This window comes from Nocardia sp. bgisy134, assembly GCF_965341865.1.
Lineage (GTDB): Bacteria > Actinomycetota > Actinomycetes > Mycobacteriales > Mycobacteriaceae > Nocardia.
Window position 1 is genome coordinate 36,469 of sequence record NZ_CBDQZP010000031.1, and the last position, 14,976, is coordinate 51,444.

11 protein-coding genes and 1 pseudogene are annotated in these 14,976 nt (G+C 63.5%); 4 read left to right on the top strand and 8 right to left on the bottom strand.

Translation table 11 applies throughout. The annotated features are described in order from the left end of the window. Nucleotides 1-51 precede the first annotated feature (51 nt). The 4 genes from ACRWNM_RS34655 to ACRWNM_RS34670 all read left to right on the top strand — a co-directional run bounded on the left by ACRWNM_RS34655 (nucleotide 52) and on the right by ACRWNM_RS34670 (nucleotide 4,503). On the top strand, nucleotides 52-771 hold the full coding sequence (locus tag ACRWNM_RS34655) for a hypothetical protein (protein ID WP_431972393.1): 720 nt from the start codon (nucleotides 52-54) through the stop codon (nucleotides 769-771). 157 nt (nucleotides 772-928) lie between these two features. After that, on the top strand, nucleotides 929-1,552 hold the full coding sequence (locus tag ACRWNM_RS34660) for a hypothetical protein (RefSeq protein ID WP_431972394.1): 624 nt from the start codon (nucleotides 929-931) through the stop codon (nucleotides 1,550-1,552). A gap of 455 nt (nucleotides 1,553-2,007) precedes the next feature. Next, nucleotides 2,008-2,199, top strand: a complete 192-nt coding sequence (locus tag ACRWNM_RS34665; RefSeq protein ID WP_431972395.1) for a hypothetical protein — start codon at nucleotides 2,008-2,010, stop codon at nucleotides 2,197-2,199. A 1,566-nt stretch (nucleotides 2,200-3,765) separates the two neighbouring features. Beyond that, nucleotides 3,766-4,503 (top strand): IclR family transcriptional regulator, encoded by a 738-nt coding sequence (locus ACRWNM_RS34670; RefSeq protein WP_431972396.1) that lies wholly within the window; start codon nucleotides 3,766-3,768, stop codon nucleotides 4,501-4,503. Between the two features lie 140 nt (nucleotides 4,504-4,643). Here ACRWNM_RS34670 and ACRWNM_RS34675 read toward each other — a convergent pair whose 3' ends face one another. The 8 genes and pseudogenes from ACRWNM_RS34675 to ACRWNM_RS34710 form a co-directional block, all read right to left on the bottom strand. Next, the gene (locus ACRWNM_RS34675; protein WP_431972397.1) at nucleotides 4,644-5,561 is read right to left on the bottom strand and encodes an SEC-C metal-binding domain-containing protein; all 918 of its coding nucleotides are present in this window, start codon (nucleotides 5,559-5,561) and stop codon (nucleotides 4,644-4,646) included. Continuing rightward, nucleotides 5,558-6,873 (bottom strand): annotated as a pseudogene (locus ACRWNM_RS34680) (IS701 family transposase). Before ACRWNM_RS34680 ends, ACRWNM_RS34675 begins: the two are co-directional and overlap by 4 nt. A 270-nt stretch (nucleotides 6,874-7,143) precedes the next feature. After that, a complete protein-coding gene (locus tag ACRWNM_RS34685; RefSeq protein ID WP_431972398.1) occupies nucleotides 7,144-8,382 on the bottom strand; it encodes an NAD(P)-dependent malic enzyme in 1,239 nt (412 codons plus the stop codon). 302 nt (nucleotides 8,383-8,684) lie between these two features. Further along, nucleotides 8,685-9,926, bottom strand: coding sequence for a CaiB/BaiF CoA transferase family protein (locus ACRWNM_RS34690; RefSeq protein WP_431972399.1), 1,242 nt, complete (start codon nucleotides 9,924-9,926; stop codon nucleotides 8,685-8,687). A 233-nt stretch (nucleotides 9,927-10,159) separates the two neighbouring features. Beyond that, complete coding sequence (locus ACRWNM_RS34695) at nucleotides 10,160-10,837, bottom strand: enoyl-CoA hydratase/isomerase family protein (RefSeq protein ID WP_431972400.1); 678 nt, start codon at nucleotides 10,835-10,837, stop codon at nucleotides 10,160-10,162. A 595-nt stretch (nucleotides 10,838-11,432) separates the two neighbouring features. After that, nucleotides 11,433-11,714, bottom strand: a complete 282-nt coding sequence (locus ACRWNM_RS34700) for a hypothetical protein (protein ID WP_431972401.1) — start codon at nucleotides 11,712-11,714, stop codon at nucleotides 11,433-11,435. A 251-nt stretch (nucleotides 11,715-11,965) separates the two neighbouring features. Beyond that, nucleotides 11,966-13,714, bottom strand: a complete 1,749-nt coding sequence (locus ACRWNM_RS34705) for an FAD-dependent oxidoreductase (RefSeq protein WP_431972402.1) — start codon at nucleotides 13,712-13,714, stop codon at nucleotides 11,966-11,968. Between the two features lie 138 nt (nucleotides 13,715-13,852). Next, a complete protein-coding gene (locus ACRWNM_RS34710; RefSeq protein ID WP_431972403.1) occupies nucleotides 13,853-14,935 on the bottom strand; it encodes an alcohol dehydrogenase catalytic domain-containing protein in 1,083 nt (360 codons plus the stop codon). Nucleotides 14,936-14,976 lie beyond the last annotated feature (41 nt).

Sequence of the window (14,976 nt, forward strand, 5' to 3'; positions counted from 1 at the left end):
GTCATCCCCTTCCGGCTTTCACCGCGGAATCGGGGCATCAGAGGAGGAATTATGAGAACTCGTAGGCCAGTCATCACCGCACTGCTCGCTGTGTTCATCGTCGAGGTGGCCGCCACACCGGCCGATGCGGCGCCCGAAACGCCCGAACCTGTGCGATATCACGCGGCATTGTCCGGGAATGCCGTCGTCACCACGCTCGACCGCGGTGTTTTCACCGTCGCCGCTGACTCACAATCCCTCAGCATCCGCGACATCAGCGGACAGTCTCTCACCTCTTTGCCCTTGACCTTCACTGTCGACGGGCAGCGCCTGCCGCTCCAGCACCATATCTCCGCTGATGGGCGCACCCTCACCCTTACCCCCGAGACGAGCGGCCTGCGTGCGGACGCCGTGCGTCCGGTCGCCTCCCCCCTCGAAAACCAGTTGGCGATGAACGATCTCATCAACGCGGTGAGCATCGGGACGTCGATCGGCAGTCTGATCGGTACCGCCATCGGAGCCGTCATCGGGGTCGGCGTCGGATTCGCTGTCGCGGGGGCCTCCTGCGTGGTGCTCAGCGTCGGCTGCGTGATCGCGGTGCTCCCGATTGTCACCCTCGTCGGCGCGGTCGGCGGCCTCACCGGCCTCGTTCTCGGTGGTGGGCCCACCGCCGCGTACGCGCTCTACGAATACGTCACGATTCTCGGAACCGCTCCGGGAGAGAGCAAGTACGCCGAGCACCTGTCCGCCAAGCCTGGCGTTGCCCCGACACCAGCGCCCGCCGTCCGTTGATCGCGATCCCCGAGCTGGAAGTGGAATCGGAATGAAGTACCGCACAACAACTTCGGCAGTTCTCGCGACGGCCTGTGCGGTCGTTGCCGCGGCGGCGCCCAGCGCGGCCGAAGCGCCAGCGCCGGTCGGATACCGCGCCGCGGTCGTCGGCGAATCCGTGATCGCCACCCTGGACAGCGCCGCATTCACACTCGCGCCGGACCGGCAGACCGTCGCCGTTCACGCCAGTGACGGGCGATTGGTATCGACGCTGCCGCTCACCATTGAGCTGGACGGGCACCGTGCGATGATCCACGAGCGCATTTCCGCCGACGGGCGCACGCTGACCCTCACCCCCGACCTCACCGATATTCGCTCGGACGGACCACGTCCCGTCGCCTCCCCGATGGAGGAGCAACTAGCCTTGAATGAGTTGGCCGACAACATGATTCGCGGTCCGCTGATCGGCACCGTGATCGGCACCGTGCTGGGCGCACTGATCGGCGCCGCGATCGGTCTCGGTTCCTGTCTCATCGTTGGCCCGGGTTGTCTGGCCACGACCCCCGCCGCGATCGCCGCGTTCGCCGGAGCCGGCGGACTGGTCGGCACCTTGGTGGGCGGTGGCGCGGTCCTGGTCGACGGCCTGTGGAAATACCTCACGACGGTGCAGGCTCCGCCCGGCCAGAGCCCCTATGCGAACCAGGACGGTGTGCTTGATCCGCGAGGTGGCGGCGTTCCCGACGCACACCTGCGCCTACCGAGCGGATCGTCGGCCGGGCTGAAGGCTGGATCGGCCAGATAGCGAGCGTGTTGCATGGATGGCGGTGCGGGCCCCTTTCTCCTGCACCGCCAAGCCGCGTGCCTGCTGGCGGACCTGAAAAGCCACACCCGCGGCTGGTCGGCGATCGTGGTCGGTGAAGGGACGCGCTGCTGGTTCGGCAACCAGTTCAGACTTGTCGCTATTCGATCCTCGTCGCCGCAAGGCGATCGACCGAGGACTCACCCGGCAGCTGCGCAGCGGGCGGGTGATGCGCCACCCCAAACGCGTGCGCCAGCCGGACGGGCGAGGGGTGATCAAGGATCTGGTTCTGATCAGCGAGCGCCCGGCCGAAGTCGAAAACCGTATGGTCGCTGGCCCTCTGGGGCGCGGTCGCCGACTTCTACGACATCCGATTCCACGACCGGGCGACCGAGGTGCTCGCAGATGCGACGATGCCGGGAGCATCCTGATTTCCCGGCGCCACGCTCAACTACGGCATGGGTGGGTTGTGGTGGTGGGTGCACGCGCGGTCGGCGCGCGACATCGTCGAGACCTTCGCCGAGACCGTGGTCGTCGAGGATCCCGGGCGGTTGGCCGACGCCCCGACATGGGAGCTGACCGAGGTCGATATCGATGATCGCGACGACCTGGCCTTGCAGGAGTTGCGGGCGCAACGCGAATCCCAGTGAGACAGACCGGGTTTCGGCGTACCGGCCCGGCCTACCGGCCGATCGCGCTCGGCAAAGACATTGTCAGATGCACATAGAACCATTCCCAAATTTTGTAAGAGCACCTCTATATGGCTGCCGTTGACGATTACACAGCCCCAGCTCCCGGCCTCGGCTGTTACAGGCCCAGCAGGGCGCATTTCATCCGACAACGCAACGGCTGCTGTCCGTCGCTCCGCAGAAACTTCCCACTCCCCTGCCGCCACAGCCAACTTCCGCGAGCCCTGCACGCGCTGCATAGATACCCCTGACGCTTGGTTCAACCAGGACAACCACGGAAAGATCCATCAATGAGATGGAACGTCGCGGCTCCACTCAGGACATCCGAATGCGCAGGTCAGGGCGCTTCTCGCTAGATGCCGTCACAGTAGCCGCGTCCAACCCTGCGTATAGGGGAATTGACAGCTCTCGCGACCTCCAATCGGAACACTCACGCGAACCGACTGCCACCGGCACCATCAACCAGCCCTCTCGGCTGGGTACTTACGGGCGCCAGCCAGCGCCGCATTTTGTAGCGTGACCATTAGATGGATGCCTGACTCTCGACATAGCCGCGCCAGCTCGAGGGCTTCGAGCAGGCGGTGGTAAACGGCTTCTCCTTGAGCACATGGGCCCCGCGCTCACGGCCGCGGCGTTGCGTTGGCCGTGAGTCGGTACGTGCAGTCACTCCTTCCCGGAGAAGAGGCAGGCGAGGACGATCGCAACCAGGGAATCGACGGGGCGGCCAGGACGCCGCGGTCGTCGAGGTCGCGCAGATGATTGACCGCGGCCGTCCTCTCGCGCACGCACTGCATTGAGATTCTCGCCGGACCCCGGAGGTCCGGCGCGCTGCAGTACTTCACGAACGCCATCAAGCGCGCGGGTTGTTGAGATTCTCGCCGGGCTCGGAGGTCCGGCGCTGCCCTGAGGACGTTCGCGCGCTGTATCCTAGTCAGCGGTTAGCCGTCTGCTGATCGACCTGCGCGCCACCGCTGGGACGTTGCGGGCATAGCTCCTCGAACTTCCGCACTGCTCGCGCCGTGGCCTCGGCTGACTGCCGTGCTCGCGGCGGATTACAACGCGTGACTTCACCGTCTCGGCACCATTGCCAAACTTTGACATTCGGTGGAGATTGGATCACACCGCCACAGTGGCGCGTTACCGTCCGCTGACGGCGTCATCAGACCGCGTAGACCCACGAGCCGTCCGGCCTGCACAGCCGCGATCTCGATTGCCCCGCCTGCAGGTCACCGCCGCGGACGGCTGCGTCTCCACGTCGATACGCGGCAACTGCCTTGACCCGAGGTAAACCTTGGTAGACGACTTCGAAGGTTGATGAGCCGCGCGCAACACGCTGGTCGGTCCGCAATGCGGCTCGTTTCGCTCATATAGAGGGCGCAGCTATCAAAGCATCTACTGCGGCCGCGGCCGGAATCCCTAGGGAGTCGCGCTACTCCGGACCGGCCGACAAATTTCGCCAGCCTAACGGTGTGCCATACTGGTCTACAATACGGACCGACTATCCCGAACGATACGAAGGAGCGCGCAGTGAGGAGCGTGCGAACGACATTCCAGATCCTCGACGCCGTCGCGGACAAGCAGCCAATCGGCCTCAGTGAGCTCGCGCGCCAACTCGGTCTACCCAAGAGCACCGTGCAACGCAGCCTCGCCACTCTCGCCGAGCTCGGCTGGATCCGTTCCGACGGACGTGAAGCCACCCGCTGGGTGCTCGGGGAGCGGGTGCGTGTTCTCAGCGAGAAGATCGATGATTTGGGTCGCCTTCGCGAGGTGGCTCCCCCAGTCCTTGAACGGCTCAACAGCGAGACGCTCGAGACAATCCACCTGGCCGTGCCTGAGACAGACACGATGCGACTGGTGGAGCGACGGGAGAGCAAACATGCGTTGCGACTGGTTCAGCCGATCGGCACCCGATCTCCGCTGCATGCCGCTTCGACTGGGAAATCCGTACTCGCTTACCTCACGGCGTCCGAGATCGATGAATACCTCGACAGGGAGCTGATGTCGCTCACGCCTCATACGATTACCGATCCCGACCAGCTCCGGGCTGAGCTCGCAACCATTCGAGAACGCGGCTATGCCATCTCCGAGCAAGAGATGACGGACGGTATCATCTCCGTCGCAGCCTGCATTCGCCAACTGGGCGGTCGCCCGATCGCGGCGCTGAGCATTTCGGGGGCAGCTTCTCGAATGTCACCGGATGTGTGCGAAACGTACGGTCGTAAGGTCGCGGCTGCGGCTGCTGAAATTGCCGCAAGCATCCGGTGACGCTGAGTCCCTTGTATTCGCAACCTGCGGCATGTCACTGATGTTTGGCGCTAGGGTTGGCCAACGCTGCGGCGATCGGACGGCAGCGCCAGCCACCTAGTACTCCAGCACGACTTCGTAATCGGTGCTGGTTGATGGGGTCATGTGGTGGGTCGGCCGCAGCATTTCTTGTATTTGGTGGTAGATCCGCACCAGCACGGTGCGTTTCGCGGGGGTGGCCAGCTGATGGCGTGGCCTTCGGCGATGATCTCGTTGATGCAGGCCAGGCGGGTGTCGGAGTCGGTGGGGTCGCCGCCGGTGCGGATGGTGTGGTCGAGGAGTTTGGCGACGGTGAGGGGCACCATGGTGATGCGGGGGATGCCGGAGTCGGCCAGATCACGGTTGGCTTTTTCCCGCTCGGCGATGGTGGCGTCGGCGTCGATGGTTTCGACCAGTTGCGGCCAGGTTTCGTGTGCGCGGGGAATTTCCGGGCGGGGCCAGAACAGCACTCGCATTTCACGCGGCGGTTTGGGTGTGGTTGCCGCACGGGTGAATTCGTCGGCGTGGCCAGCCATGGACTGGACCGAGTCGTCGAGGTCGTCGGGGGGTAGTTCCAGCGCTCGGCGGACGCGGTGGCGGCCGGCGATGACGTGGTTGGCGTAGCAGAGGAACCCCAGTTCGGTGTCGCGTTCGGCCGTCTCGTCGTCGGACAGCCGCGACACGGCCATGTTGAACCAGGTCAGTGCCTGCTGCAGGTCACCGCGTTCTTCCAGTAGTTCGGCGGCCATGTGATACGGAGCAGCGGAATCGATCCGGTCTCGTCGTAACGCGTCCAGCTGGGCGTTCGCGTCAGCATCGCGGTCGAGGTCGAACAGGATTTCCGCCAGCGTCACCCGGGCGTTGCCGCCGTCCTCACCACCCAGATCGATCCCCTGGCGCAGCAGGTCGATGGCGCGGTCATGGTCTGCGGCGTGCCACCATTGCACGGCGGCTTCGAGCAGGATTTCACCACGCTGGTCGGGGTAGCGGTCGAGATCGGCTTCCAGTTCGGCAGCCAGAGTCGCCGGTCGAGTGTTCACCCGGGCACTGTAGTTGCCGCGCCGCGTCGACGGTAGTGACAGACCCGGGACCGGTACTGATGTCGTCGCCGCCAGTTCGACCAGTGCAGCCGGTCGATCATCACGCGAACGGGTTGCGCCACCAGCACCGCGAACAGATGACGGATCTCGTTGCGGGTGAACGGGATCCGATCTGAGGAGACGGCGGCGAGGGCATGCTCGCCGACAGCCAGGACAGTGAGGAAGGCGTGGGCGAGCATTGCCAGCAGCGTCCAGCGGTGCCAGGACCGCCACCCCCGCACTTGATGCTGGTCCAGGCCAGTCAGTGTCTTGGCGGTCTGGAAATTCTCCTCCGTCGACCACCGGCGTCCCGCCACTTTCACCAGCCGGGCCAAGGTGACCGGTTGCTGGTTCCAGCAGCGGTAGTAGGCCATTTCCCCGGTGCGCTGGTTGCGGCGGATCATCAGCCACCGGCACCCGGGCACGGCGTTGTTCTCATCGGTTCCGATCTCGATCCAGGCCCAGTCGTAGGTGCGGGGCCCTTTGGCGCCATCACCGGCCGACAACGACTGCCAGGCCCGCCGCGGCAAAGCGCGAGCCAAGACATCGGCGCGGACACGGCCGGTCACGGTCGTGACGCGATGGTCACAGGCGACGGCGAAAACGTAACCAGTACCGCGAGATTCGAGCTCACCACGCAGCTTCGGATCACCACCGTAGACCTCATCCCCGGTCACCCACGGTGCGGGGACACCGGCATCGAGAGCACCGATGATCAATCGTTTCGCCAGGGCAGGCTTGGTGGCGAACCGCACGTCGGCAGGCACCCCGGCCTGCATGCAGCGGACCGGGTCACCTGTCCAGGACTTCGGCAGATACAAGGCGCGGTCGATGAACGCGTGCCCGGCACGAGTGGCGTAGGTGAGATACACCGCGACCTGGCTGTTTTCGATCCTGCCAGCCGTGCCGGTGTACTGGCGCTGGACCCCGACGGTGTGCACCCCCTTCTTGAGATCGCCTGTTTCGTCGACCACGAGCGTCGCATCGGTGTCGCCCAATGCTCGATCACATAATCACTTAGGTCATCTCGCAGCCCGCCCTCATCCACCACAGCCGCCGACAGCAGATGCTGCATCCGGCCCGGACCGTTATCCCCGGCCTGCTCCGCCAAGGTCCAACAGTTCTTACTCGGCAGCTCCGACACCATCCCGGCCAGCATCTTCACCACCGTGCGACGAGTCTCCACCCGCCCGAACCGCGCCCCGATACCCGCGGCCAGATCCTCGAACTCACGCTGCCATCGACCACCATCAACACCAGCCGACACCACCAAACCCGTTGCACCACTCACGAGCACGACATAATCACCCCCCAGCCGCCACCCGAGCAACCAAGCACTCCACCATCGATCACGAAGTCGTGCTGGAGTACTAGAAACAACGGTGGACAGACGGATGATCCCGCGTCTTCGAACCCGATCAAATCGATGAATGTACTTAATCACTACGGCATCCGCAAAAGCGCTACCGTCGTACCAAGCGCGCTGGACAGGTTGGGCGAGCGGCGCTGCCTTGGGGGTTGGGGTCAACCGAATCCCATGGCACTACGGGATCGCATTTCCGTTGCTCTTGGGCGGATCCTGGGGCTGCTGGTCTGCAATGCCGTCGGCCTGTGCCACGGCCGCTACGGCCGCGGCGACGGCAGGCGCGACCCGCGGGTCGAGCGGGCTCGGGACGATCCTATCGGCGGCCAGCTCATCAGCGACGACCGAAAAGATTGCCTGCGCGGCCGCGAGCTTCATGCTCTCGGTGATGCGGCGAGCGCCCACGTCGAGCGCACCTTTGAACACACCGGGAAAGGCGAGCACATTGTTGATCTGATTCGGGAAGTCACTGCGGCCGGTGGCGACGACAGCAGCGTGGCGAGCGGCGACCTCGGGATGGATTTCTGGATCCGGGTTCGACAGCGCGAAGACAATCGCGTTGTCCGCCATCTCCGCAACGACTTCCTCCGGGACAGTGCCGGCCGAGACGCCGATGAATACATCTGCGCCGCGCATAGCCTCGATCGGCCCGCCATATCGGCCCGCCGGATTGGTGCGAGTGGCCAGATCGATCTTGCTCGGGCCGAGGTCGGTACGGTCGCGGGACACGATTCCTTTCGAGTCGAGGACAGTGATGTCCCGGATGCCCACGGCGAGCAGCATATTCGCGCAGGCCACACCGGCCGCACCTGCCCCGGAGATAACGACTCGCAACGCGCACAGATCGCGTCCCTGCAGCGTGACCGCGCCCTTGAGGGCGGCGAGAACGACGATGGCGGTGCCGTGTTGATCGTCGTGCATGACCGGGCAGTCGAGCGCCTCGATGAGACGCTTCTCGATTTCGAAGCATCGCGGGGCCGAGATGTCCTCGAGGTTGACTGCGCCGAAACTCGGACGAATCCGGACGAGCGTTTCGACGATCTCGTCCGGATCCGTGGTGTCGAGCACCAGGGGAATGGAGTTCAACCCCGCGAACTTCTTGAACAGGGCAGCCTTACCTTCCATCACCGGCAGGGACGCGCGCGGGCCATTGTTCCCGAGGCCGAGGACGGCGGTGCCGTCGGAGACGACGGCGACGAGCCGGTCGGTCCATGTGTAGCGGCGGGCAAGAGACTCGTCCGCGTGGATGGCGCGGCTCACCTGGGCAACGCCCGGGGTGTAAGCGATCGACAGGTCGCGCTGGCTCTCCAGCGGCGCAGTCAGCTCGACGGACAGTTTGCCGTCGATGTGACTGTCAAAGATCTCCTCGTCAGTCAGTGCGACTTTTCGAGCAGCTACAGATTCGGACACTCTTGACACGTTGAAACTCCTGACGGTTGTGGCGGCGACTTCTGGAACAGCAAGGCTGGGTCGCCATCCTGGCTCCGGTGCGCGATATGGACATAGATCAGCCGAGGCCGAGTTACGAAGGGGGAACGGCAAGTACCGGTATTGCCTCATCAAACCGTCTGATTTGTCGGCAAGTTCAGGCCCATGGGGGGCGCAGTGAGTCGGCGCCTGACACATTCGGCGGGTCCAAGCCGCTGCTACAACGGCAGACCGGGCGTCCATGGTCAGCGCCCACTCTCATGGGAAGGCGGGACATACAGTGTCCGCTTTGCTCAGCCGCCGTGCGGAGTCGGAGTGCATATAACCTGCGCTTGGTCGATGACACCTTTTCTGACCAGATTGTCGATATCAGTGTCCTCGTAGCCGAGTTCTCGTAGAACTTCCCGACTGTGTTCCCCCAGCGAGGGCGGGTGATTCCTGATCGGAGTGGGGCTGCCGTCCACCCACAGGGGCCCGCGGAGCAACCGGTCCTCGCTGTGTTCGTTCCGCACTGTCTGAACGAGCCCGAGTGCTTGCACCTGCGGGTCATCGAAGACTTGGTCCATGGTGTAGATGGGGCCTGACGGAACCCCGGCGGCACGCAACTGCTCCAGCCACTCATTCGCCGGCTTCTTGCCGAAGAGCTCGTTCAGCTCGGCGGACAAGGCGCTCCGATTGGCGGCTCGCAAGGCCGAAGCCGAGTACTCGGGGCGCCTTGTGAGTTCGGGTGCACCCAGAATCTCGCACAGCGCCGACCACTGGGCATCCGTTCCGATCGCGACATTGATGCTCGAGTCTTCCGCATGGAAGGTTCCATACGGCGAAATGATCGGGTGATCGTTGCCTTGTGGTTGTGGCACTTCCTGGACAGACAGATAGCGCTGCGCCTGAAAGGTCATCAACGAAATCGCACTTTCCAGGAGCGATGTGTTCATCCGAATTGCCCGGCCTGAAACGGCGCGGCCCACGAGCGAAGCGACGATTCCGATCGCGGAGAACATACCGGCGGCCATGTCGACGACAGGTACGCCAACGCGCATCGGCGTGTGCTCACCGGCTCCGGTCACTGACATCAATCCTGACATCCCTTGAGCGACCTGGTCGAGACCGGCGTCGTTCCGCAGTGGACCGATCTCACCGAACCCAGACACGCTCGACAGCACCAGATCGGGCCGGTCGACCTGCAACCGCTCAGGATCCAGGCCGAGCTTGGCGAGCACGCCAGGCCGGAAGTTCTCCACGAGCACATCGGCCTCCGCGACCAAGTCAGCCAGGATGGTCCGGGCCTCCGGGGTGCGAAAATCCAATGCCAACGAACGCTTGTTACGGTTGGTGCTCAAGTAGTAGAGGCTGCGCGAGCCGTCGAAGGGGGGCCAATTCCGCGTCGCGTCGCCATTGGGAAGACCCTCTACCTTGATCACATCTGCACCTAAGTCGCCCAGCAGCGCTGTACAAAAGGGACCCGCCAGCGCCCTGGTGAGATCAACTACCCGGATACCGCTGAGCGGGCCCGAACCTGATTTCGACTCAGCCATGAAAACCCCTCCGGTTCCGGATCTCGCAGTAGTCAAGGCGCGCGATAGCCTTCCCGCGATTCACGAGAAACGACCGCGTTCCCGAAGTCGCGCTCCGGGTCGATCGATTTTCGAGAATAGACATGGCAACTCCGTTCACTTCACGTTTTGCAGTCGGGCCGGATTCCCGCCCCAGGCAGGTGTCTGGGATGGCACCGAAATTCGTGGGAAAGATGCCCACCGCACCAGCGAGATCACAGACCCGCCGTTCGTTGCGCTGCATTGCGAATCAATTTGCGGGTCGCAACCATCGTAGAAGCGTCACCCCGAAGTACTGCATCGGTAAAATTTGTCACTAGCTCGTCGAGCTCACTACTACATTCATCGACCAGACCGATACGCGCCGCCTGCGCCGCATCCAGGCGTTGTGCGGTGAACAACATGTGTGCCGCACGGCCGGATCCCAGGAGTTCGACAAGCCTTCCGATTGAGCCCCTGTCGTAGACGATTCCGTGCCGAACCGCGGGAATCGCAAAGAATGCGTTGGAATGTGCGAACCGAATGTCGCAGGCCAGCGCGATGCTGCATCCACCGCCGATGCACGCACCCTCGATACTCGCCACGCTTGGCACCGGAAATTCAGCGATGGCACAAAGAGACCGAACTACAAGTTCGTGGAACGAGGCCGAGGCCGTGCCGTCGGACCGCTTGACCTCGCCCAGGTCGGCTCCAGCGCAAAATGCGCCACCGCTGCCCTTTACCACGAGTACGCCAATTTCCGGCCTGCCCGACGCCACCGCGAGATGTGCGAGAATGGCCTCCCACATATCCCATGAGACCGCGTTGCGTTTCTCCGGGCGACGCAACTCCAGTACGGCAACTCCACCGTTCACATCGAACCCTACAAATTCGGACAATACCTCCTCCGTCATTGAGCCGGCCAAATCGCCACCGTCCCCAGCATGCCGGTGCTCGCCGTCATCAACTGCACCGCCGGTTCGCGGCAAGCGGCGCAGCCATAGGGCACTTCACCTGAAAGAACATGCCAACCTTTCCAGATCGGTCCATCTTACGGACCGGGTGGACCATATAGAGGAACATTACCGCTTCTTCGGGGATCGAGTCAACAGTCCTTCTGCTATGACAGTTAGGTTCTATGGCGCGCAAACAAAGCTTCGCCGATAGGCGGTCCATAATACGGACCGACTATCGCCCGCGGCTCGGATCCACGTGTTCGACAGACAACGTCACGGACCCACAGCGCACCGAGTTACATCGCGTGCACCCTGATCGACATGGCAGCTGCATGCGGAATCGCCGTGGGCCGATAACGCAAAGAACACGTCGACGACTGCCAGCCCGGGACCGAAACTTGGTAGCCGTCCGCTTCAGCCTCCGTCCCGAAACGAACATAACCAGTTAGCCGTTGAGAGCACCCACTGCACAACACGTTCAAGGGGAACGACCAGCAGTTCCAGGAATTGACAGAGGAATTGACAGTTCAGCCGTTCCGAAAATCTGCTTGCATCAGATTTCGAACAGCGCTGTCATGTGACGCTCAACATTCGGGAGTAGATATTCTTCAACAATCTCGATATGCCGGCTGTTTGCGACATATGCGTCGAACGAAGCCTGGTTCTCAAATATCGCCGTCACAGCATAGTCGCCGTGATCGAAGCGTACCCCAAGATCAGATCCGACACGGTAGTCGAGAACTCCATCGCTGTTCTCGCCGACATCGCGCAGTTCACTGGTGATGTAGTCGATGAGCTGGTCATCGACCGCCCCGCCCTTCCAAGCGATGATCACCGTGTGGACGACCGCGCCTTCAGGATACGAAGGAATGGCTATTGGACGCTCCCTTTCTCTCGAGACCCTTCGACGCACCGGGGAATGCATACACGGGCAGCTCGATGCTGCTGGCAAGACATCGCCCACTCATGCGATGCGCCATCCGAGTCGGTTGCGCGAGGCGTGCTGCCGATACCGCTGACCGGCTTGGCTTACCTGAGCGACGCTTGCCGTATTCGTCCCGCTTGGCGCTCCTGTGGATCAGCGTTCTAGTCGGCGGTCAGGTTCAGCGCCTGCCGGATTGCTCCGCGCAAAGCGTCCTCCGGCGAGTCCGGGCGCCCGTGTGACCGCCAGGCAATGAATCGGTCGGGCCGGACCAGCAACGCGCCGCGATCACCGATTTCGCGTACCGCTGCCCACTCACCGACGACGTCGTCGTACTCGCAGCGATACCCCACGAAGTAGATCGGCAGCTCGATAGCGAGTTCGGCACTGATCTTGGCCGCCGCCTCCGCCCATGGCTCGCCTCCGATCCCGACGATCAAGCTGAAGCGCCCATGCCCGACGAGATCAATGGTCGAGACCTGGCGACGATCGTGCTCGACCCAGGCATGTGGGAGACATGCTCCAGGGTGAGTGGTCGGTTGATAGTGCAGCACGGGGTCCCGTTCGGGCGCGGGGAAAGGTGTGCCGTCATCAACCACAGCGCAGGAGGTGTAACGCTGTCCGAGCTCGACGCCCAGGGCGTTCGACCGGTAGTGCTGCAACTCGACCGCCTCGGCAAGGGCGGCGCGTCGCTCAGCGGCACCGTCGGCATCGGAAGTGAGCTCACGCAGCGACGCCCAGCCCTCTTCGGACGACTGCCCACGCCGCAAGCCGAGCGCCCCGATCGCTGCTCCCTGGTTCTTCAGACCCTGAATCGCCCGCTCCACGATTTGCTTACCCACGGGCTGGCGCTCCTCGTCGTAGCTGTCGAGCAACCCCTCGCCAGCGCGTCCGGACAATACGAAAGCAAGCTTCCAGGCCAAATTGAAACTGTCCTGGATCGAGGTATTGCTACCCAGCCCACCCGCGGGCGGATGCCGGTGCGCGGCGTCGCCGGCGAGGAACACTCGTCCTCGGCGGTATGTGTTCGCGACCATGCGGTTGACGTGCCACTTGCTGACGCCCTTGACCCGGACCTTTGCGTTCGGCAGACCGGTCAACGAGCGGACGGACTCGATAACGGCAGTATCGGAGGTATCCGGTTCGCCATCAGCGGGGTCGTATTCGCGCACCAGCACCCAGTCGTTCCAAGGGCGGATGCAGAAGAACGATCCGGACCCGACCCACGACTCGCCGCCTGGCTGGTAAATCATGTAGATCACGCTGGGCCTATGGGCGGCATACTCGGCGAGATCCACCTCGACCCACAGATTGAGCATGTGCTTGAGCCCCGATTCGCCCTCGAAGTCGAACCCGAGCTGTTCCGCGACTCGCGAGCGGCCACCGTCCGCACCGATCGCGTACTTCGCGCGAATGACGTACTCCCGTCCGGTCGCCCGCTCACAGACGCGGGCATGGACGGCCTCCGCCGTCTGCTCGATCTGCACGAGTTCATGAAGGAACCGAACATCCGCGCCCCGCTCGGTAGCGGCCGCCAGTAACACCGGCTCCACGACGTGCTGCGGCGCGTTGAGCCCCTCACACGGACTCGCAGTTGCGTAGTCAACAGCTCGATCACCGGTGCCATAGGATCGGTAGCGAAAGATCTCTGGACCGGCGAAACTCGTCGCGAGCACGTTGTTTCCCAGCATCGGCAACGGCATACTTACCGCGCGCACGCGATCCTCGATGCCGACATCACGGAAAACCTCTACGGTCCGCTGGTTGGTAATCAGTGCGCGCGGCTGGGGCGACGTTCCCGAATACCGCGAGAGGGTGATGGTGGACACCCCATGCGCCGCCAGCAGCGTCGTTGCTGCGAGCCCAGATGGCCCCGCACCTACCACGAGGACGTCGGTTTCAATCGTATGCATCAAACAAACCTCCGATAAAACTGCAGGATCGTCACGCCTGCGAAAACGAAATCGGGCAGCCAGGCCCGGACAGCGCGCAATACTCACTGGCTCCCGGTTCAACGCTGATGACAGAGCGGATCGACCTGTGCGGTGGCGTCAGGGAACGATCACGTAGTTGCTGAACCCGCCGTGTCTGTTCTGGATGACCGACAATCCGGCATTCACGTCGGCGAGTTTGAAAATCTCGTGCTCGTACACCGACAAATCGACTTGACCGGTGGCCGCCATATCGGCCATCTCCTGGCCCTCGGCGGTGGAGAACCAGAGACTGCCGACGAATTCATTGAGGTTCGACATGGCCACGAACATGTCGATCGGAACCTCTCCCGTGACGCCACCTACATTGACGTGGATGCCCCCGCGGGCCAGAGCAGCCATCGCGGCGAGCATGGGCTCCTTCGGGGTTCCCGTAAAGAGAGCGTCGATCACGGCGCCGACGCCCTCGCCTCCGGTGAGCCTGCGGGCCCAGTCTGCTACCGGCTCTTCGTCGTAGGCAGAGTGGACCTCGATTCGCGCTGGATCGATCGCCCGGACCCGTTCGAGCAACGTACGGTCGCGCCCGGTGCCGAGAATCTGGCGCGCGCCCAAGGCCCGCGCGAACAGGGCGATGCCCAGCCCGAGGGTTCCACTGATGCCGTTGATGAGCACCGTGCTTCCCGGTCCGACTCCGGCACGACGAAGCGCCCGGTAGCCGGTACCGAGGTACCCCCAGCGCGCCGCCGTCTCATACGAGACGGTGTCCGGAAGTTTGACAAGACTGTGCAGCGGAGCGGTCATGAACTCGCAGAAACCGCCATATGGATAGTCTTCGAACAGCACGGCCGAGTGCTTGCTGAAGCCCATGTAGCCGTTGAAGGCGTAGGCCGGGCAGAGCTGCGACTTGCCCGTCCGGCAGTATCGGCAGCCGCCACAGTACCGCGCGGGGTTGACGTACACGCGATCGCCGATTTCGATGCCGCGCGCCTGCGCACCTTTCTCAACGACGACGCCCGCGGCGTCGAGACCAAAGATCGCGGGCAGTTTCGGCAGCGAAAGGTTGGGGAAGTCGTGCATGCGGGTCAGCACGTTGATCAGGTTGGGCACGAACCCGCAGGCTCGCACCTCGACCAGCACGTCCGTGGGTCGGGGAGTTGGCACCTCGACCTCGTCGATCTGCAGCGGGTCGCCGACCTTGTGCATTCGCGCAGCGCGCATCATCCTCGACATCGTTGTCCTCCTTG

Coding starts and splice junctions, on each gene's coding strand:
- ACRWNM_RS34655 (WP_431972393.1), top strand. CDS start 52: ATGAGAACTCGTAGGCCAGTCATCACCGCACTGCTCGCTGTGTTCATC.
- ACRWNM_RS34665 (WP_431972395.1), top strand. CDS start 2,008: ATGGGTGGGTTGTGGTGGTGGGTGCACGCGCGGTCGGCGCGCGACATC.
- ACRWNM_RS34690 (WP_431972399.1), bottom strand. CDS start 9,926: ATGGCTGAGTCGAAATCAGGTTCGGGCCCGCTCAGCGGTATCCGGGTA.
- ACRWNM_RS34695 (WP_431972400.1), bottom strand. CDS start 10,837: ATGACGGAGGAGGTATTGTCCGAATTTGTAGGGTTCGATGTGAACGGT.
- ACRWNM_RS34705 (WP_431972402.1), bottom strand. CDS start 13,714: ATGCATACGATTGAAACCGACGTCCTCGTGGTAGGTGCGGGGCCATCT.
- ACRWNM_RS34710 (WP_431972403.1), bottom strand. CDS start 14,935: ATGCACAAGGTCGGCGACCCGCTGCAGATCGACGAGGTCGAGGTGCCA.